Genomic DNA, 19,307 nt, shown 5'->3' on the forward strand with positions numbered 1-19,307 from the left:
CGGTGGAGCATGTGGTTTAATTCGAAGCAACGCGAAGAACCTTACCAGGTCTTGACATCTCCTGACAACCCTAGAGATAGGGCGTTCCCCTTCGGGGGACAGGATGACAGGTGGTGCATGGTTGTCGTCAGCTCGTGTCGTGAGATGTTGGGTTAAGTCCCGCAACGAGCGCAACCCTTGATCTTAGTTGCCAGCATTCAGTTGGGCACTCTAAGGTGACTGCCGGTGACAAACCGGAGGAAGGTGGGGATGACGTCAAATCATCATGCCCCTTATGACCTGGGCTACACACGTGCTACAATGGATGGTACAAAGGGCTGCGAGACCGCGAGGTTAAGCGAATCCCATAAAACCATTCTCAGTTCGGATTGCAGGCTGCAACTCGCCTGCATGAAGCTGGAATCGCTAGTAATCGCGGATCAGCATGCCGCGGTGAATACGTTCCCGGGCCTTGTACACACCGCCCGTCACACCACGAGAGTTTGTAACACCCGAAGTCGGTGGGGTAACCTTTTGGAGCCAGCCGCCTAAGGTGGGACAGATGATTGGGGTGAAGTCGTAACAAGGTAGCCGTATCGGAAGGTGCGGCTGGATCACCTCCTTTCTAAGGAATATATACAAGACGTGACGGTCTTTGTTCGTTCAGTTTTGAGAGTATGATCTCTCAATTTTGTTCTTTGAAAACTAGATAATGTAATGAAGAAGACATTACCGAGTAATCGCCATTTTAGGTTTTCTCTCATTTTGAGAGTGATACCAAGAATAAGCTTCGCTTATTTTTAGGTTAAGTTAGAAAGGGCGCACGGTGGATGCCTTGGCACTAGGAGCCGATGAAGGACGGTACTAACACCGATATGCTTCGGGGAGCTGTAAGTAAGCTTTGATCCGGAGATTTCCGAATGGGGAAACCCTCTATCCGTAATGGGATGGAACCCTTGCCTGAATACATAGGGCATTGGAGGCAGACCCGGGGAACTGAAACATCTAAGTACCCGGAGGAAGAGAAAGCAAACGCGATTCCCTGAGTAGCGGCGAGCGAAACGGGATTAGCCCAAACCAGGAGGCTTGCCTCCTGGGGTTGTAGGACACTCTACACGGAGTTACAAAGGAACGGAGTAAATGAACAGGCATGGAAAGGCCGGCCATAGAGGGTAACAGCCCCGTAGTTGAAACTTCGTTCCCTCCAGAGTGGATCCTGAGTACGGCGGGACACGAGAAATCCCGTCGGAAGCAGGGAGGACCATCTCCCAAGGCTAAATACTCCCTAGTGACCGATAGTGAACCAGTACCGTGAGGGAAAGGTGAAAAGCACCCCGGAAGGGGAGTGAAACAGATCCTGAAACCGTGTGCCTACAAGTAGTCAAAGCCCTATGACCTTCGGGTCAGGGTAATGGCGTGCCTTTTGTAGAATGAACCGGCGAGTTACGATTACATGCGAGGTTAAGTTGAACAGACGGAGCCGCAGCGAAAGCGAGTCTGAATAGGGCGAATGAGTATGTGGTCGTAGACCCGAAACCAGGTGATCTACCCATGTCCAGGGTGAAGTCCAGGTAACACTGGATGGAGGCCCGAACCCACGCACGTTGAAAAGTGCGGGGATGAGGTGTGGGTAGCGGAGAAATTCCAATCGAACCTGGAGATAGCTGGTTCTCTCCGAAATAGCTTTAGGGCTAGCCTCATGTTGTAAGAGTCTTGGAGGTAGAGCACTGTTTGGACTAGGGGCCCCCATCGGGTTACCGAATTCAGACAAACTCCGAATGCCAAAGACTTATCCATGGGAGTCAGACTGCGAGTGATAAGATCCGTAGTCAAAAGGGAAACAGCCCAGACCACCAGCTAAGGTCCCAAAGTATACGTTAAGTGGAAAAGGATGTGGAGTTGCTTAGACAACCAGGATGTTGGCTTAGAAGCAGCCACCATTTAAAGAGTGCGTAATAGCTCACTGGTCGAGTGACTCCGCGCCGAAAATGTACCGGGGCTAAACGTATCACCGAAGCTGTGGGTGGACACCATCTGGTGTCCGCGGTAGGAGAGCGTTCTAAGTGCATCGAAGTCAGACCGCAAGGACTGGTGGAGCGCTTAGAAGTGAGAATGCCGGTATGAGTAGCGAAAGATGGGTGAGAATCCCATCCACCGAATGCCTAAGGTTTCCTGAGGAAGGCTCGTCCGCTCAGGGTTAGTCGGGACCTAAGCCGAGGCCGAAAGGCGTAGGCGATGGACAACAGGTTGATATTCCTGTACCACCTCTTTACCGTTTGAGCAATGGGGGGACGCAGGAGGATAGGGCAAGCGCGCTGTTGGATATGCGCGTCCAAGCAGTTAGGCTGCAAACGAGGCAAATCCCGTTTGCATAAGGCTGAGCTGTGATGGCGAGGGAAATTTAGTACCGAAGTTCCTGATTCCACACTGCCAAGAAAAGCCTCTAGCGAGGGAAAAGGTGCCCGTACCGCAAACCGACACAGGTAGGCGAGGAGAGAATCCTAAGGTGAGCGAGAGAACTCTCGTTAAGGAACTCGGCAAAATGACCCCGTAACTTCGGGAGAAGGGGTGCTTTTTAGGGTGAATAGCCCGGAAAAGCCGCAGTGAATAGGCCCAGGCGACTGTTTAGCAAAAACACAGGTCTCTGCGAAGCCGCAAGGCGAAGTATAGGGGCTGACGCCTGCCCGGTGCTGGAAGGTTAAGAGGAGGGGTTAGCGCAAGCGAAGCTCTGAATCGAAGCCCCAGTAAACGGCGGCCGTAACTATAACGGTCCTAAGGTAGCGAAATTCCTTGTCGGGTAAGTTCCGACCCGCACGAAAGGCGTAACGATCTGGGCACTGTCTCAACGAGAGACTCGGTGAAATTATAGTACCTGTGAAGATGCAGGTTACCCGCGACAGGACGGAAAGACCCCGTGGAGCTTTACTGCAGCCTGATATTGAATTTTGGTACAGCTTGTACAGGATAGGTAGGAGCCTTTGAAGCCGGAGCGCCAGCTTCGGTGGAGGCATTGGTGGGATACTACCCTGGCTGTATTGAAATTCTAACCCGCGCCCCTGATCGGGGCGGGAGACAGTGTCAGGCGGGCAGTTTGACTGGGGCGGTCGCCTCCTAAAAAGTAACGGAGGCGCCCAAAGGTTCCCTCAGAATGGTTGGAAATCATTCGCAGAGTGTAAAGGCACAAGGGAGCTTGACTGCGAGACCTACAAGTCGAGCAGGGACGAAAGTCGGGCTTAGTGATCCGGTGGTTCCGCATGGAAGGGCCATCGCTCAACGGATAAAAGCTACCCCGGGGATAACAGGCTTATCTCCCCCAAGAGTCCACATCGACGGGGAGGTTTGGCACCTCGATGTCGGCTCATCGCATCCTGGGGCTGTAGTCGGTCCCAAGGGTTGGGCTGTTCGCCCATTAAAGCGGTACGCGAGCTGGGTTCAGAACGTCGTGAGACAGTTCGGTCCCTATCCGTCGTGGGCGCAGGAAATTTGAGAGGAGCTGTCCTTAGTACGAGAGGACCGGGATGGACGCACCGCTGGTGTACCAGTTGTCTTGCCAAAGGCATCGCTGGGTAGCTATGTGCGGAAGGGATAAGTGCTGAAAGCATCTAAGCATGAAGCCCCCCTCGAGATGAGATTTCCCATAGCGTCAAGCTAGTAAGATCCCTGAAAGATGATCAGGTTGATAGGTCTGAGGTGGAAGCGTGGTGACACGTGGAGCTGACAGATACTAATAGATCGAGGACTTAACCACAATTGATTACTCTGTCATTCTTCTTCTTCTGCATTATCTAGTTTTGAGGGAACAAAACCTCATCTAAATAGTCTGGTGGCGATAGCGAGAAGGTCACACCCGTTCCCATACCGAACACGGAAGTTAAGCTTCTCAGCGCCGATGGTAGTTGGGGGTTCTCCCCCTGTGAGAGTAGGACGCTGCCGGGCGAAACGAAGAACAGTCTGCGTGACTGTTCTTTTTTTTATGCTTTTTTAGGGAAATGGAGAGATTTTTAATAAGAAAAGTGCTCTTGAGCGGAAATTAGCGGTCGGGTGGGCGAATGAGCAGGATTTTTGAAGGGGAGAATAGGCGCTTTAATTGCGAATTTAATCACCAGGCATGATAATCTACCAACTTTGCGATTAATTCACCAAATGGGCTGATTAATTTACCGAATTGCTCATTTAATTTACCGAATACCCCAGTTAATTTACCATTTGCCCTAAAACAACTATAGCCCAACTGCTAAATTCCTAATATTGCTGGAAAAAGAACGCCGGGTGGACAAAAGAGCAGTATTTTTGGCTACAATAATGGGTAGAGCAGCTGACTATACCATGAATTTAATCACCAGGCATGATAATCTACCAACTTTACGATTAATTTAATCAATTCTCCAATTAATTTACCGAATTGCTCATTTAATTTACCGAACCCCCATCGTATCTTACCATTTGCCTAAAAACATCGATTCATCCTCCCCATATATTTTACCAGCTGCACTTAACCCGCCCAACTCAGCCCAAGTTCCGCCACCTAAGCAGCCGCTTACATCTTACATAAACCGAAACCGTCCTGCACTCCCCTGACTCCTCCAAAACCCTCCCAGAAAAAACTCTGCGTCTTTCTTTCAACTTCCCTCCATTTCCCTGCCACACTATCCGCTGCAGCGGTTTTATCATGAGCCAAATAGGTTAACATAACAAAAAGATCATTTTATTTTTTTCTAAATGGTTCGCAAAAGGAGATTTCTCTTGTACAATAGGGCTTTACGTTGATTTTAGGCAGAAGCTTGGAGGAGGTTTATTTTTGCTTGAAAATAGTTTAGTGATGGTTGCCATCATACTTGTCATTAATATTGTATACGTCTCCTTTTTCACGATCAGGATGATTCTGACACTGAAAGGGCAGCGCTATTTGGCAGCTTTTATCAGCATGATCGAAGTGGTCATTTATGTAATAGGACTGGGGCTTGTCCTTGATAATCTTGATCAGATCCAGAATTTGGTCGCTTATGCTGTCGGTTACGGAATCGGTGTAGTCGTCGGGATGAAGATTGAGGAGAAACTTGCTCTTGGATATATAACGGTTAATGTAATAACAAAAGAATATGATAAAGATGTTCCCAGGGTTCTGAGGGAAAAAGGGTATGGCGTAACGAACTGGGCTGCCAATGGGCTTGAGGGCGACCGGATGGCTATGCAGATCCTGACGCCCAGAAAATACGAACTGAAGCTTTACCAGACGATTAAGGAGCTTGATCCTAAAGCCTTCATCATTGCCTATGAGCCTAAGACCATTCATGGCGGGTTCTGGGTGAAGTCTGTTAGGAAAGGAAAATTGTATTCATGAGCAAGGAAATGAAGAAGAAGCAGTTTGAAGTCCTTGAAAATGAAACGATCAGCCAATGCCTTGACCGCATAGCAAAAGAAGGCTATGTGCCGGTGAGAAGGACAGAAAAGCCGATATTTAAAGAAGTGAAGGCCGGCGGTTCGGTCACTTATGAGCCGGCGGGACGGCAGATTGTCTTTGAAGCGAAGAAGGCAGAGTAAAACACGAACATTATCCTATTATCAACTCTTATTGTTCGAATAGTGGTTGACACTTCCATAGGATAGTTGGTAAGATGTTGTTAGATAAGATTACAATTAAAGTTATACTCATATAAAGATTTACCCTTATATAATAATGGGGATATGGCCCATAAGTTTCTACCTGGCTGCCGTAAATGGCCGGACTATAAGGGAAAGATGATATGACCGGTTCAGGGGTCTGCTTCCTTGCGTGTATTAGGAGGAGTCCTTTATATCCGAGCCCGGACAGATTACTTTCTCTATTAGTGAAAGATATCTGTCCGGGCTTTTTATTTTGGGGAAAGATCAATTTTCTGTTGGGGGAGAGGCACATGAAAGTAGCTGTTATTATGGGCAGCAAGTCTGACTGGGATACGATGAAGCATACATGCGATATGCTGGAAAAGCTTGAAGTTCCGTATGAGAAGCAGGTTGTTTCTGCCCACCGCACACCGGACTTGATGTTCCGGTTTGCAGAAGAAGCAAGGAAGCGCGGGATAAAAGTGATCATTGCCGGAGCCGGGGGTGCAGCCCATCTGCCAGGAATGGTCGCAGCCAAGACGACATTGCCGGTCATTGGCGTTCCTGTCCAATCCAGGGCTCTTAACGGACTTGACTCGCTGCTGTCCATTGTTCAGATGCCAGGAGGTGTTCCTGTCGCCACCGTAGCTATAGGAAAGGCCGGCGCAGTCAATGCGGCCCTTCTTGCTGCACAGATGCTGGGAGCTTTTGATGCGGATATTGCGGACAGGATTGAGAACTTGAGGCTGCAGACAGAACAGGAAGTAATGGAGAGCAGTGATGAACTTGTCTAAACAAACAATTTTGCCTGGACAGACGATCGGAATCATCGGGGGCGGACAGCTGGGAAGAATGATGGCATTGGCAGCCAAGGCACAGGGGTTCAGGATTGCAGTCCTTGATCCGGCACCTGATTCTCCTTGCGGCCAGGTAGCCGACCGGCAGATTGTCGGCGGTTACGATAACCTGCTATGTATAAAGGAACTTGCAGAGGCAAGCGATGTGATCACTTACGAATTTGAAAATATCAATGCCGAGGCGCTTGACTGGCTGACCAGCCATGCCTATGTTCCCCAGGGGTCTGAACTGCTCCGCACAACGCAGGACCGCCTGACGGAAAAGGAAGCGATCGAACGGGCAGGGGCAAAGGTGGCGCCTTACGCCCGCATCGAAAAGACGGCCGATATTTATGATAATATAGAGAAGCTTGATTTTCCTGCGGTACTAAAGACGGCGCGCGGCGGCTATGATGGCAAAGGCCAATATGTGATCCGTTCAAAGGATGATATTCCTGCTGCTGCAGAGCTGCTTGAAAAAGGCATCTGTGTCCTGGAAAAGTGGATTTCTTTTCAAAAGGAGATCTCGGTTATCATTGCAAGAAATCCGGATGGGGAGACTGCTGTTTTTCCAGTGGGAGAGAATATTCATAAGGAAAATATTCTGCATGAAACCATTGTACCGGCAGAAATCAGTGAGAATGCTGCCCGCAAGGCTGAGGAATTGGCCATAAAGATTGGTGAAGCACTTGGGCTGGTAGGGACGCTTGCAGTGGAGATGTTTCTCTCTGACGGCGATGAGATTTACATAAATGAATTGGCCCCAAGGCCGCATAACTCAGGCCATTATACGATCGAGGCCTGTGAAACGTCGCAGTTTGAGCAGCATATCAGGGCAGTGTGCAATTGGCCGCTTGCAAGCACAAAGCTATTAAATCCGGCAGTTATGGTCAACATATTAGGAGAGCACCAGTCAGATGTGATCAGGGCGATTCCGGCCCTGAAGGATTGGAAAATCCATCTGTATGGGAAAGATGAACCGAAGCATAAGCGGAAGATGGGGCATGCAACCCTTTTAAGGGCTACAGCGGCAGAAGCGCTTGCTGAGATAGACCGCAGCGGAATATGGAGCAAAGCAAAAGAAGGTATGGAGGTTTTACGATGATTGGACGTTATACAAGACCGGAAATGGGAGCGATATGGACAGAGGAAAATCGCTTTAAGGCCTGGCTGGAAGTAGAAATCCTTGCTTGTGAAGCATGGGCAGAGCTCGGGGACATCCCAAAAGAAGATGTGCAGAAAATCCGTGAGAATGCTTCATTCGATATCGAACGCATCAATGAAATCGAGCAGGAAACGCGCCATGATGTGGTGGCATTCACCCGCGCGGTTTCGGAAACTCTCGGCGAAGAGCGGAAATGGGTCCATTACGGCCTCACTTCCACTGATGTAGTGGATACGGCTCTTTCCTACCTGATTAAGCAGGCTAACAGCATCCTTCTTCAGGACCTGGAGAACTTCGTTGAAATTTTAAAGAATAAAGCAAAAGAACATAAATACACAGTCATGATGGGACGCACGCACGGTGTCCATGCGGAGCCGACAACCTTCGGGCTGAAGCTGGCTTTATGGTATGAGGAAATGAAGCGGAACCTGGAGCGCTTTAAGCAGGCCGCTGCCGGTGTTGAATTCGGTAAGATGTCCGGTGCTGTAGGAACTTATGCCAATATCAATCCATTTGTCGAAAGCTACGTATGCGAGAAGCTGGGACTGCAGCCTGCCCCTATTTCGACACAGACACTGCAGCGCGACCGCCATGCCCACTATATGGCTGCCATTTCGCTGATTGCAACTTCCGTTGAGAAGTTTGCCGTTGAAATCCGCGGACTGCAAAAGAGTGAAACCCGTGAGGTGGAGGAATTCTTTGCAAAAGGCCAGAAAGGCTCTTCTGCGATGCCTCATAAGCGCAATCCAATCGGATCTGAAAATATGACAGGCCTTGCACGGGTGATCCGCGGCCATATGCTGACAGCGTACGAAAATGTGCCATTATGGCATGAGAGAGATATCTCACACTCTTCAGCAGAGCGGATCATTCTTCCGGATGCAACGATTGCCCTGAATTATATGCTGAACCGATTTGGAAATATCGTTAAGAATCTCACCGTGTTCCCGGAGAACATGAAGAGAAATATGGACCGTACCCTTGGCCTCATCTATTCCCAGCGTGTGCTGCTTGCCTTGATCGATAAAGGCATGGCCCGTGAAGAGGCATATGACGTTGTCCAGCCGAGGGCGATGGAGGCATGGGAGAAGCAGGTAGCGTTCAAATCGCTGGTGGAAGCTGATGAAACGATTTCTTCCAGGCTGTCAGCAAAGGAAATTGAAGATTGCTTCGATTATAACTATCACATCAAGCATGTGGATACCATTTTTGACCGCTTAGGCTTATAAAATTCGGGGGCTTCGGTCCCCTTTTATCAGGAAGATTCCCAATATTCTTACCAAGGAGGCTCTGCCATGGAAAAGAGAGCGCAATTATATGAAGGCAAGGCGAAAAAGGTATATCTGACCGATGATGAAAATATTGTCTGGCTTGAATATAAAGACTCTGCAACTGCATTCAACGGAGAGAAAAAAGCAGAGATTGCCGGTAAAGGCCGTTTGAATAACGAGATTACAAGTCTGCTGTTTTCAGAGCTTCATAAAAAGGGCATCAGCTCCCACTTTATTGAGAAACTATCAGAAACAGAGCAGCTTGTACAAAAAGTAGAGATTATTCCGATTGAAGTGGTTGTAAGGAATGTGGCTGCAGGAAGCATGGCAAAAAGGCTTGGAATGGAAGAAGGGGCTCCGCTGAAAAAAACGCTTGTGGAATTTTACTTGAAAGATGACAGCCTGGGCGATCCAATCATTACTGATGACCATGTCTTTGAGCTTGAGCTTGCTTCTCCTGATGAAGCTGCCCTGCTGAAGAGCAAAGCGCTTGAGGTTAATGCATTTTTATCAAGCTTCTTTAAGGAAATGGGCATTCGTCTCATTGACTTTAAGCTTGAGTTCGGAAAAAATGCTGCCGGCGACATTCTGCTGGCAGATGAAATCTCTCCTGATACTTGCCGCCTTTGGGATATGGAGACAAATGCGAAGCTTGATAAAGATGTATTCCGCCGTGATCTGGGAAGCTTAACAGACGCCTATGAAAATATTTTAACAAGATTGGGAGGACGCCAGCATGTATAAAGTAAAGGTGTATATCACATTAAGAGAAAGTGTATTGGATCCGCAGGGAACGGTTGTGAAAGGGTCGCTGCACTCCTTAAACTTCAATGAAGTTCAGGACGTCCGGATTGGGAAATATATGGAGCTGACAATCGATAAGACAGATCGCGATATCGATGATGCTGTAAAAGAAATGTGTGAGCGCCTGCTGGCCAATGTAGTGATTGAGGATTACCGTTATGAAATTGAGGAGTGTGTTGCACTGTGAGGTTTGCAGTCATCGTTTTTCCGGGCTCCAATTGTGATATTGATATGTTCCATGCGATCCAGGATGAGCTTGGGGAGCAGGCAGAATATGTATGGCATGATACAGAAAGCCTTGATGACTATGATGCGATCCTTCTGCCGGGCGGCTTCTCTTATGGAGATTATCTCCGTTCCGGCGCGATTGCCCGCTTCAGCAAGGTGATGAAGGCCGTGATTAAAGCAGCAGAGGAAGGAAAGCCGGTCCTTGGTGTCTGCAATGGCTTCCAGATCCTCCTTGAATCCGGTCTGCTGCCAGGAGCGATGCGAAGGAATGAAAGCCTGAAATTCATGTGCAGGCCTGTAAAGCTCCAGGTAGCCAACAATAACACGATCTTTTCTTCCTCCTATGAACAGGGCGAAGTGATCACCATCCCGATCGCGCATGGAGAAGGCAATTATTACTGCGATGAAGCTACACTGAAATCACTTAAAGAAAATAATAGAATCGTATTCACATACAGCGGCGATAACCCGAATGGAAGCCTCAGCGACATCGCCGGGATCATCAATGAAAAAGGAAATGTCCTTGGCATGATGCCTCACCCTGAAAGGGCAGTCGACCAGCTATTGGGCGGTGCCGATGGACTGAAGCTTTTCCAATCAATCGTCAAACAATGGAGGGAATCTTATGCCGTTAATGCTTGAGCCAAGCCCGGAGCAGATTGTAACAGAAAAAGTCTACAAAGAGATGGGGTTGACGGACCAGGAATTTGCGATGGTTGAGGATATCCTTGGCAGATTGCCGAATTACACAGAGCTCGGACTGTTTTCCGTCATGTGGTCAGAGCATTGCAGCTATAAAAATTCCAAGCCGGTCCTGAAAAAATTCCCGGTCAAAGGTGAACGCGTCCTGCAGGGTCCGGGGGAAGGAGCTGGCATCGTTGACATCGGAGACGGCCAGGCAGTTGTATTTAAAATCGAAAGCCATAACCATCCATCTGCGATCGAGCCTTACCAGGGAGCGGCAACGGGTGTGGGCGGCATTATCCGGGATGTATTTTCAATGGGAGCAAGACCGGTCGCTCTCCTTAACTCTCTTCGCTTTGGAGAGCTGGATTCTCCTCGCGTTCGGTACCTTTTTAAAGAAGTAGTCGCTGGCATTGCCGGATACGGAAACTGCATCGGCATTCCGACTGTCGGGGGCGAAGTGCAGTTCGATGCTTCTTATGAAGGCAACCCGCTCGTCAATGCGATGTGCGTCGGGCTGATCGATCATAAAGATATTAAAAAAGGACAGGCGCACGGCGTCGGCAATACGGTTATGTATGTTGGTGCGAAAACAGGCCGAGACGGCATCCATGGCGCGACCTTTGCATCTGAGGAGCTGACAGAGCAATCTGAAGAAAAGCGCCCTGCTGTCCAGGTCGGCGATCCGTTCATGGAAAAACTGCTGCTTGAGGCGTGCCTTGAGCTGGTCAAGTGTGATGCGCTTGTCGGCATACAAGACATGGGGGCAGCCGGGCTGACAAGCTCTTCTGCCGAAATGGCAAGTAAAGCAGGCTCCGGCATTGAGATGAATCTCGATCTTGTCCCGCAGAGGGAAACGGGCATGACTGCTTATGAAATGATGCTGTCTGAATCACAGGAGCGTATGCTGATTGTCGTCCAAAAAGGGCGTGAGCAGGAAATCGTTGATCTTTTTTCAAAATATGAACTCGAAGCTGTGGCGATCGGCCGGGTGACAGATGATAAAATGCTGCGCCTCCTCCATAAAGGAGAAGTGGTGGCGGATGTACCGGCTGATGCTCTTGCCGAGGAAGCGCCTGTATACCACAAGCCTTCACGCGAGCCTGAGTATTTCCGTGAATTCCAGGCCATGGACACGGAAGTCCCGGCAGCGGGTGACGCAAGGGATACTTTACTGCGCCTGCTGCAGCAGCCTACGATCGCAAGCAAGGAATGGGTCTATGACCAATATGACTATATGGTTCGCACGAGCACAGTTGTGGCTCCAGGCTCTGATGCGGCTGTCGTGAGGATCCGCGGAACGCGCAAGGCGCTTGCGATGACAACCGACTGCAATTCGCGCTATCTGTATCTGGATCCTGAAACAGGCGGGAAGATTGCCGTTGCTGAGGCAGCAAGGAATATCATTGCATCAGGTGCCGAGCCGCTTGCCATTACAGACTGCCTGAACTTCGGCAATCCGGAAAAGCCTGAAATCTTCTGGCAGCTGGAAAAAGCGGCAGACGGCATGAGCAGTGCCTGCCTTGCCCTGAATACGCCGGTCATCGGCGGCAATGTTTCACTATACAACGAAACCAACGGCACAGCTGTCTATCCTACACCAGTAGTCGGGATGGTCGGGCTTGTAGAGGATGTTGACCATATTACAACCCAAAGCTTCAAGCAGGCCGGCGATTTGATTTATCTTCTAGGAGAAACAAAGGCCGAATTTGGCGGCAGTGAACTGCAAAAGCTTGTTCACGGCGAAATTTTCGGGAAAGCGCCGGAGCTTGATCTGGAAACAGAAGCAAGAAATCAGATGCAGGTGCTCTCAGCCATCCGTGCCGGACTTGTCTCTTCCGCCCATGACCTGGCAGAAGGCGGCCTTGCAGTGGCTGCTGCTGAAAGTCTGTTTGGCTCAGAGGAACTTGGAGCCGCCATCCGCATCTCTGGAAATGAAACTGCGGCCTTATTCAGTGAATCGCAGTCCCGCTTCCTCCTCAGTGTTAAAAAGGAAGATCAGCAGGCATTTGAACAGATGACTGATGCGGTTCTGATCGGCGAGGTGACAGGAGAGCCTGTCCTTGAAATCCACTCTGACAGCGGCCTGGTTATGAAAGAACAAACAGAAGTTCTGAAATCAGCCTGGAAAGGAGCAATCCCATGCTTGCTGAAATAAGAGGCCTTAACGAAGAATGCGGCATCTTTGGCGTCTGGGGGCATGAAAATGCCGCCCAGATTACCTATTACGGCCTTCACAGCCTGCAGCACCGCGGCCAGGAAGGAACAGGAATGGTCGTCACGGACGGCAAAAAGCTGAAAGGGCTGAAAGGCGAAGGTTTAGTAGCTGAAATTTTCACCCAGGAAGCAATGGAGGCGATGGACGGAAAGTCGGCCATCGGCCATGTCCGCTATGCAACAGCAGGCGGAGGAGGATATGAAAATGTCCAGCCCCTGCTGTTCAACTCGCAAAACGGCGGCCTGGCACTTGCGCATAATGGCAATCTGGTAAATGCCACTGCATTGAAAAATCAGCTTGAGGGACAGGGAAGCATCTTCCAGACCAGCTCAGATACAGAGGTGCTGGCCCATCTGATCAAGCGCGGCGGATTTTCGGCCTTGAAGGACCGGGTTAAAACGGCCCTTTCCATGGTAAAGGGCGCGTATGCTTTTCTGATCATGACAGAAACCGAATTGATGGTGGCGCTTGACCCGAATGGCATGCGGCCGCTATCGCTCGCGAAGCTTGGCGATGCTTATGTGGTAGCTTCAGAGACCTGTGCATTTGATGTGGTCGGGGCAGAGTTCATCAGGGATGTGCTCCCTGGCGAGCTGCTGATCATTGATGATGAAGGCTTCCGTTCCGAGATGTTTGCGGTTGCCTCAACAACAGCCATGTGCACAATGGAATATGTTTATTTTTCAAGGCCTGACAGCAATATCAACGGCATCAATGTCCATACGGCCCGGAAAAGTCTTGGGAAGAAGCTGGCTGAAGAGTTTCCTTTTGAAGGAGATGTGGTCACGGGCGTGCCTGACTCCAGCATTTCGGCTGCCATCGGCTATGCGGAAGCCTCCGGAATTCCTTATGAGATGGGGCTGATCAAGAATAGATATGTCGGCAGGACATTCATCCAGCCATCCCAGTCACTGAGAGAGCAGGGCGTCAAGATGAAGCTCTCCCCTGTACGCGGTGTTGTCGAGGGCAAAAGGGTCATCATGGTCGATGATTCCATCGTCCGGGGCACAACAAGCAGAAGGATTGTCACTATGCTCCGTGAGGCAGGCGCGACTGAGGTTCATGTCGTGATCAGCTCACCGCCGATTAAAAACCCTTGCTTCTACGGAATCGATACATCGACAAAGGAAGAACTGATCGCCTCCGAGCATTCTGTGGAAGAGATTCGGGAAATCATCGGGGCAGACACCCTTTCCTTTTTAAGCGCGGAAGGCATGATCGAAGCGATCGGCAGGACAGAGCAGGGAGCATTGAAAGGCCAGTGCCTGGCATGCTTTACAGGTAATTATCCGACCGAAATCTATCCTTCTACCATTCATCCTTACGAAAAAGTCTAAAAAAGCGGCATTCAGCAATGCTGCTTTTCTTTTCAAAAAAATACATGATCGAGGGGGAACTGTAATGGCTAATGCTTATAAGCAGGCTGGCGTGGATATAGAAGCAGGATATGAGGCGGTATCCAGGATGAAAAAGCATGTGCAGAGGACGCAGAGGGCTGGCGTAATGGGCGGCCTGGGGGGATTTGGCGGCATGTTTGATCTGTCAGTCCTGAACCTGAAGGAGCCGGTGCTTGTATCAGGGACAGACGGGGTCGGCACAAAGCTTATGCTCGCATTTATGATGGACCGTCATGATACAATCGGAGTGGATGCTGTTGCTATGTGCGTGAATGATATTGTCGTACAGGGCGCTGAACCGCTGTATTTCCTTGACTATATTGCATGCGGAAAAGCGGACCCGGCAAGGATTGAAGCAATCGTCAAAGGAATCGCAGACGGCTGCGAGCAGGCCGGATGTGCGCTTGTCGGCGGAGAAACAGCTGAAATGCCCGGCATGTACAAAGAGGAAGAATATGACCTGGCCGGATTTGCAGCAGGGGCCTGTGAGAAATCCGCGCTGATTGACGGCAGCAGGATCAAGGAAGGCGACGTGCTTGTCGGCCTTGCCTCAAACGGAATCCACAGCAATGGCTATTCTCTTGTCAGGAAGATCCTGCTCGAGGAGGCCCGTCTGGAGCTGGACGGATACCAAGAGGAGCTTGGATGCACATTGGGCGAGGAGCTTCTGAAGCCGACGAGGATTTATGTGAAGCCGGTGCTTGATGCGATGAAGAAGTTTGACATCAAGGGATTGGCCCATATCACTGGCGGCGGATTCATTGAAAATCTTCCAAGAATGCTTCCAGAAGGGCTTGGGGCTGACATCGATGAGAGCGGAAGGGAAGTCCCGCCGGTATTCGGTCTTATGGAAAAGCTGGGAAATCTGGACCGCTTGGAAATGTACAATATTTTCAATATGGGCACCGGGATGGCCGCGGCTGTCAGCCCGGAACAGGCTGACAAGCTTATCAGCACCTTGAATGCATCAGGAGAGAAAGCATACAGGCTCGGTACCGTCACAGGCCGAGAAGGAATTACAATCACCGTGTAAATCGGATATCGGAGGTTCCCATGAAAAAGATTGCAGTGTTTGCTTCCGGAAGCGGAACCAACTTTCAAGCCATATTAGATGCAATAAAGAACGGCGACCTGGATGCGGACATCCGTCTTCTGGTCTCTGATAAGCCCGGCGCTTATTGCCTTGAGAGGGCGGAGGCAAATGGAATTCCCGGATTTGCCTTCCGCGCAAAGGATTTTGAAAGCAAGCAGGCATATGAACAGGAGATTCTTCGGAAGCTTAAGGAGTGCGGAGCTGAGTTCATCATTCTGGCGGGCTATATGAGGCTGATCGGTCCGGTGCTGTTGTCTGAATATGAGGGAAGGATCGTCAATATCCATCCTTCGCTCCTGCCATCTTTTCCAGGTAAAGATGCGATCGGCCAGGCTCTTGAAGCCAGGGTGCCGGCCAGCGGAGTGACGGTTCATTATGTGGATGCCGGCATGGACACAGGGCCGATCATTGCCCAGCAGTCGGTGAAGCTTGATGGCACCGAGACGAGGGAGAGCCTGCAGGAGAAGATCCATCAGATCGAGCACAAATTGTATTCGGCCACTTTGAAAAAGATATTTGCAGAAAATGCAGCAAGGGTCAGCAGTAAATAAGGACAGTCAACAGGAGGAATTCAAATTGAAAAAGCGAGCGTTAATCAGTGTGTCAGACAAAAACGGAATCGTCGATTTTGCCAAGGAGCTCGCCAGTCTTGGCTATGAGATCATATCAACGGGCGGCACCAAGAAAGCACTCCAGGAAAGCGGCGTTGATGTAATCGGGGTAACCGATGTCACCGGCTTCCCGGAAATTCTTGAAGGCCGCGTAAAGACATTGAATCCGATGATTCATGGGGGCCTTTTGGCAAAATTCGATCAGCCCGGGCACCGTGCCCAGATGGAGGAGCATGGAATTGACCCGATCAGCATCGTCTGTGTCAATTTGTACCCTTTCCAGCAGACCATCGCCAACAGCGATGCCTCAGTCGAGGACGCAATTGAAAATATTGATATCGGCGGTCCTGCCATGCTGCGCGCGTCAGCAAAAAACCACCAGTATGTCACAGTGGTCATCGATCCCGCAGACTATATAACCGTCCTGGCGGAACTCAGGGAAAACGGGGAAACCCAGGCAGCGACACGCCGCAGGCTTGCTGCAAAAGTTTTCCGCCATACAGCTTCCTATGACAGCCTGATTGCCGAATATATGACAAAGCTTTCAGGTGAAGAAAATCCGGAAAAAATGACCGTTACATACGAATTGAAGCAAACGCTGCGCTATGGAGAGAATCCTCATCAGAAGGCTGCTTTTTACCGGAAGCCACTTGGTTCTGAATTTTCGATTGCCAATGCAGAGCAGCTGCATGGGAAGGAGCTTTCCTACAACAACATCAATGACGCAGAAGCTGCCCTGCAGATCGTCAAGGAGTTCAAAGATCCTGCTGCTGTCGCTGTAAAGCATATGAATCCGTGCGGCGTTGGAACCGGCAGCGATGTCTTTGATGCATTCACGAAGGCTTTTGAAGCAGATCCAGTTTCCATCTTTGGGGGAATCATTGCGCTGAACCGGGAAGTGGATGCTGATACAGCAAGGAAGCTTCATGAGATTTTCCTTGAAATCGTCATTGCTCCGGCATATTCGGAAGAGGCGCTTGAAATTTTGACAAGCAAAAAGAACCTCCGCCTCCTAACCATTCCTTTTGATGTGGAAAAGAAAGAGGAAGCAAGGCTGACCAGCATTGAAGGGGGACTGCTCGTTCAGGAATATGACCGATACACTCTTGAGGATGCCGCGGTTTCTGTGGCAACCAGGAGAGAGCCGACAGAGGAAGAATGGGCGGCGCTTAAGCTTGGCTGGAAGGTTGTCAAGCATGTGAAATCCAATGCGATTGTCGTCAATAATGCAGAGATGACTTTAGGCGTTGGAGCCGGGCAGATGAACCGAGTCGGAGCGGCCAAAATAGCCCTCGAGCAAGCAGGAGGCCGTGCAGAAGGGGCAGTGCTCGCTTCAGATGCGTTTTTCCCGATGGACGATACTGTCGAAGCAGCAGCCAAGGCAGGCATCACTGCCATCATCCAGCCTGGAGGCTCCATCAAGGACCAGGATTCTGTGAAAAAGGCAGATGAATATGGAATTGCAATGGTGTTTACAGGAGTAAGGCATTTTAAACATTAATCAGGGAGCTGATGGATGGTGAACGTATTAGTCATCGGGCGCGGCGGCAGGGAGCACAGCATCTGCCGGAAAATGAGCGAAAGCCCGTCTGTGGATAAAGTATATGCTGCACCAGGGAATCATGGGATGGCTGACTGTGCAGTCCTGGTTCCAATTGAGGAAATGAATTTTCCGGAGCTTGCAGCCTTCGCAAAGGAAAATGAAGTCGGGCTTACAGTCATTGGCCCTGAGGCGCCGCTTCAGAGCGGACTGGCGGATTTTCTGGGCAGTCTGGGAATGAAGGTATTCGGCCCGAAGAAGGATGCAGCTGTGATTGAAGGAAGCAAGTCCTTTGCCAAAGAACTGATGGAAAAATACAAGATTCCTACTGCAGGATATGCGGCTTTCACTGATTATGAAAAAGCCAGGGATTATCTGGACGAAAAAGGAGCTCCCATCGTCATTAAAGCGGACGGGCTTGCAGCAGGCAAAGGGGTCACGGTCGCCATGACCATCGATGAAGCCCAGCAGGCGCTGGAGGAAATGATGGTAGGTGCCCGGTTCGGGGAAGCCTCCGCCAAGGTAGTTATTGAAGAATTCCTTGAAGGGGAGGAGTTCTCCCTGATGGCTTTTGTCAACGGAAGCACGGTGGTGCCGCTTGAAATTGCCCAGGATCATAAGCGGGCATATGATGGGGACCTTGGCCCAAACACAGGCGGGATGGGTGCCTATTCACCGGTTCCTCACATCGGCGATGCTGTGGTCCAAGAGGCCGTACGGACAATCCTTGAGCCGGCGGCAAAGGCGATGGAGCTTGAAGGCAGAAGCTTTTGCGGCGTGCTGTATGCCGGCCTGATCAACACGGAGCAGGGCCCAAAGGTCATCGAATTCAACGCGCGCTTCGGTGATCCGGAAACCCAGGCAGTGCTTCCCAGGATGAAGTCGGACCTGGCTGAAACCATGCTGGCTGTCATAGATGGCGGAAAGCCGGAAATAGAGTGGGATTGCAAATTTGTGCTCGGTGTTGTAGCTGCTTCCAAAGGCTATCCCGGTTCGTACGGAAAGGGAGCCGTGCTGAAAGGGCTCAGCGGGCTGGATCCTTCCTTGTACTTGTTCCATGCAGGAACAAAACAAAATGCAGACGGTGAGTTCATCACAGATGGAGGACGGGTGCTTCTTGCCGGCGCCAGTGCCGGGAGCCTTGCGGATGCCCAGGCAAAGGTATATGCCGAGCTTGAAAAGCTAGAGTGCGAAGGGGTTTTCTACCGCAGGGATATTGGCGGCAGGGCTATCAAGCGCCTTTCCTCCCGGACTTCCTTATAAAAGCATAAAGAATTGCGATGATGCTGCCGATCAGGATGATCAGTACAAACGACATATCGGTAACATATTCAAGAAACATTCACTTTCATCTCCTTAGGGTCAAAAGCGGCAGGCACCTTTATATGGTGTCCGCCGCTTTCTTTTTCTCATTTAAGCGTGTTATTCTGCATCAGGGTCTTTTCTAGCATCGCCAGGTCCTGATCGTTCAGGTCCTGTTTATCTCCGCCAGCATGGTGTTCATTATGCTTTTGTTCAGAATGGTCTTTCCGGCTGCCGCTGCCGCCTCCATTCATCATATCCTGCCCGCGGTCCAGCATGGCTGTCACCGGGCAGTAGCGGACAATCCCTTCTGCCACCTTCATGGCCCCAAGCATCGCCATGACCAGATAGGAATCGCGCCAAGGCATTTTGACCAGCTTGGCTGTGCTCCAGGATAGGACGGTAAGTCCAATGGTGATGCGGATGAGGGCATTCAATATGCCGATATTCTGCTTGATTTTCATGACTCATCACTCCTTCACAAAATTTTCAATTTCTTTACAATTCTTTAATGCGTTAAACAGTGAAATATGTTAGTATAGATAGAACAGCTCTGAAAGGGCTTTCTTTTTTGCGAAATGATCTCTTAGGATCTT

16 protein-coding genes, 3 rRNA genes and 1 riboswitch (1 of these 20 running past the window's edge) are annotated in these 19,307 nt (G+C 50.1%); of the genes, 17 read left to right on the plus strand and 2 right to left on the minus strand.

Going from position 1 to position 19,307, the window contains the following annotated elements:
* The 17 genes from AC4E8B_RS02055 to purD all read left to right on the plus strand — a co-directional run.
* Positions 1-604 (plus strand): 16S ribosomal RNA (locus AC4E8B_RS02055); it begins 946 nt to the left of the window's first position.
* A 178-nt stretch (positions 605-782) separates the two neighbouring features.
* Positions 783-3,727 (plus strand): 23S ribosomal RNA (locus tag AC4E8B_RS02060).
* A 71-nt stretch (positions 3,728-3,798) separates the two neighbouring features.
* A 5S ribosomal RNA gene (gene rrf / locus AC4E8B_RS02065) occupies positions 3,799-3,915 on the plus strand.
* Together the 16S, 23S and 5S rRNA genes form the textbook arrangement of a ribosomal RNA operon.
* An 883-nt stretch (positions 3,916-4,798) precedes the next feature.
* Complete coding sequence (locus tag AC4E8B_RS02070) at positions 4,799-5,320, plus strand: DUF2179 domain-containing protein (RefSeq protein ID WP_187445823.1); 522 nt, start codon at positions 4,799-4,801, stop codon at positions 5,318-5,320.
* A complete protein-coding gene (locus AC4E8B_RS02075) occupies positions 5,317-5,520 on the plus strand; it encodes an NETI motif-containing protein (protein WP_490216706.1) in 204 nt (67 codons plus the stop codon). The genes AC4E8B_RS02070 and AC4E8B_RS02075 overlap by 4 nt, the downstream gene beginning before the upstream one ends.
* Positions 5,521-5,626: 106 nt before the next feature.
* Positions 5,627-5,728: riboswitch (purine riboswitch) on the plus strand.
* A gap of 145 nt (positions 5,729-5,873) precedes the next feature.
* Positions 5,874-6,356 (plus strand): 5-(carboxyamino)imidazole ribonucleotide mutase, encoded by a 483-nt coding sequence (gene purE, locus AC4E8B_RS02080; protein ID WP_490216707.1) that lies wholly within the window; start codon positions 5,874-5,876, stop codon positions 6,354-6,356.
* The gene (gene purK / locus AC4E8B_RS02085) at positions 6,343-7,503 is read left to right on the plus strand and encodes a 5-(carboxyamino)imidazole ribonucleotide synthase (protein ID WP_490216709.1); all 1,161 of its coding nucleotides are present in this window, start codon (positions 6,343-6,345) and stop codon (positions 7,501-7,503) included. The genes purE and purK overlap by 14 nt, the downstream gene beginning before the upstream one ends.
* A complete protein-coding gene (gene purB, locus AC4E8B_RS02090) occupies positions 7,500-8,792 on the plus strand; it encodes an adenylosuccinate lyase (RefSeq protein ID WP_490216710.1) in 1,293 nt (430 codons plus the stop codon). Before purK ends, purB begins: the two co-directional genes overlap by 4 nt.
* A gap of 66 nt (positions 8,793-8,858) precedes the next feature.
* A complete protein-coding gene (gene purC, locus AC4E8B_RS02095) occupies positions 8,859-9,578 on the plus strand; it encodes a phosphoribosylaminoimidazolesuccinocarboxamide synthase (protein WP_490216712.1) in 720 nt (239 codons plus the stop codon).
* On the plus strand, positions 9,571-9,825 hold the full coding sequence (gene purS / locus AC4E8B_RS02100) for a phosphoribosylformylglycinamidine synthase subunit PurS (protein WP_490216714.1): 255 nt from the start codon (positions 9,571-9,573) through the stop codon (positions 9,823-9,825). Before purC ends, purS begins: the two co-directional genes overlap by 8 nt.
* A complete protein-coding gene (gene purQ, locus AC4E8B_RS02105; RefSeq protein WP_490216715.1) occupies positions 9,822-10,508 on the plus strand; it encodes a phosphoribosylformylglycinamidine synthase subunit PurQ in 687 nt (228 codons plus the stop codon). The genes purS and purQ overlap by 4 nt, the downstream gene beginning before the upstream one ends.
* Positions 10,492-12,708: a phosphoribosylformylglycinamidine synthase subunit PurL gene (purL, locus tag AC4E8B_RS02110; protein WP_490216716.1), complete on the plus strand. Its 2,217-nt coding sequence runs from the start codon at positions 10,492-10,494 to the stop codon at positions 12,706-12,708. Before purQ ends, purL begins: the two co-directional genes overlap by 17 nt.
* The gene (gene purF / locus AC4E8B_RS02115) at positions 12,693-14,105 is read left to right on the plus strand and encodes an amidophosphoribosyltransferase (protein WP_490216717.1); all 1,413 of its coding nucleotides are present in this window, start codon (positions 12,693-12,695) and stop codon (positions 14,103-14,105) included. The genes purL and purF overlap by 16 nt, the downstream gene beginning before the upstream one ends.
* A gap of 64 nt (positions 14,106-14,169) precedes the next feature.
* Positions 14,170-15,198 (plus strand): phosphoribosylformylglycinamidine cyclo-ligase, encoded by a 1,029-nt coding sequence (gene purM / locus AC4E8B_RS02120; protein ID WP_490216718.1) that lies wholly within the window; start codon positions 14,170-14,172, stop codon positions 15,196-15,198.
* Between the two features lie 20 nt (positions 15,199-15,218).
* Positions 15,219-15,809, plus strand: coding sequence for a phosphoribosylglycinamide formyltransferase (gene purN, locus AC4E8B_RS02125; protein ID WP_490216720.1), 591 nt, complete (start codon positions 15,219-15,221; stop codon positions 15,807-15,809).
* Between the two features lie 25 nt (positions 15,810-15,834).
* Positions 15,835-17,370, plus strand: coding sequence for a bifunctional phosphoribosylaminoimidazolecarboxamide formyltransferase/IMP cyclohydrolase (gene purH, locus AC4E8B_RS02130; RefSeq protein WP_490216721.1), 1,536 nt, complete (start codon positions 15,835-15,837; stop codon positions 17,368-17,370).
* An 18-nt stretch (positions 17,371-17,388) separates the two neighbouring features.
* Complete coding sequence (purD, locus tag AC4E8B_RS02135; RefSeq protein ID WP_490219456.1) at positions 17,389-18,672, plus strand: phosphoribosylamine--glycine ligase; 1,284 nt, start codon at positions 17,389-17,391, stop codon at positions 18,670-18,672.
* Here purD and AC4E8B_RS02140 read toward each other — a convergent pair.
* Both AC4E8B_RS02140 and AC4E8B_RS02145 read right to left on the minus strand, forming a co-directional pair.
* Entirely contained in the window at positions 18,641-18,751 is a 111-nt protein-coding gene (locus tag AC4E8B_RS02140; RefSeq protein WP_490216722.1) for an EYxxD motif small membrane protein, read from the minus strand. The two genes, purD and AC4E8B_RS02140, sit on opposite strands and share 32 nt — an antisense overlap.
* Positions 18,752-18,818: 67 nt before the next feature.
* Positions 18,819-19,175, minus strand: coding sequence for a YgaP family membrane protein (locus tag AC4E8B_RS02145; RefSeq protein ID WP_490216723.1), 357 nt, complete (start codon positions 19,173-19,175; stop codon positions 18,819-18,821).
* Positions 19,176-19,307 lie beyond the last annotated feature (132 nt).

This window comes from Bacillus sp. SRL543 (genome assembly GCF_984799205.1).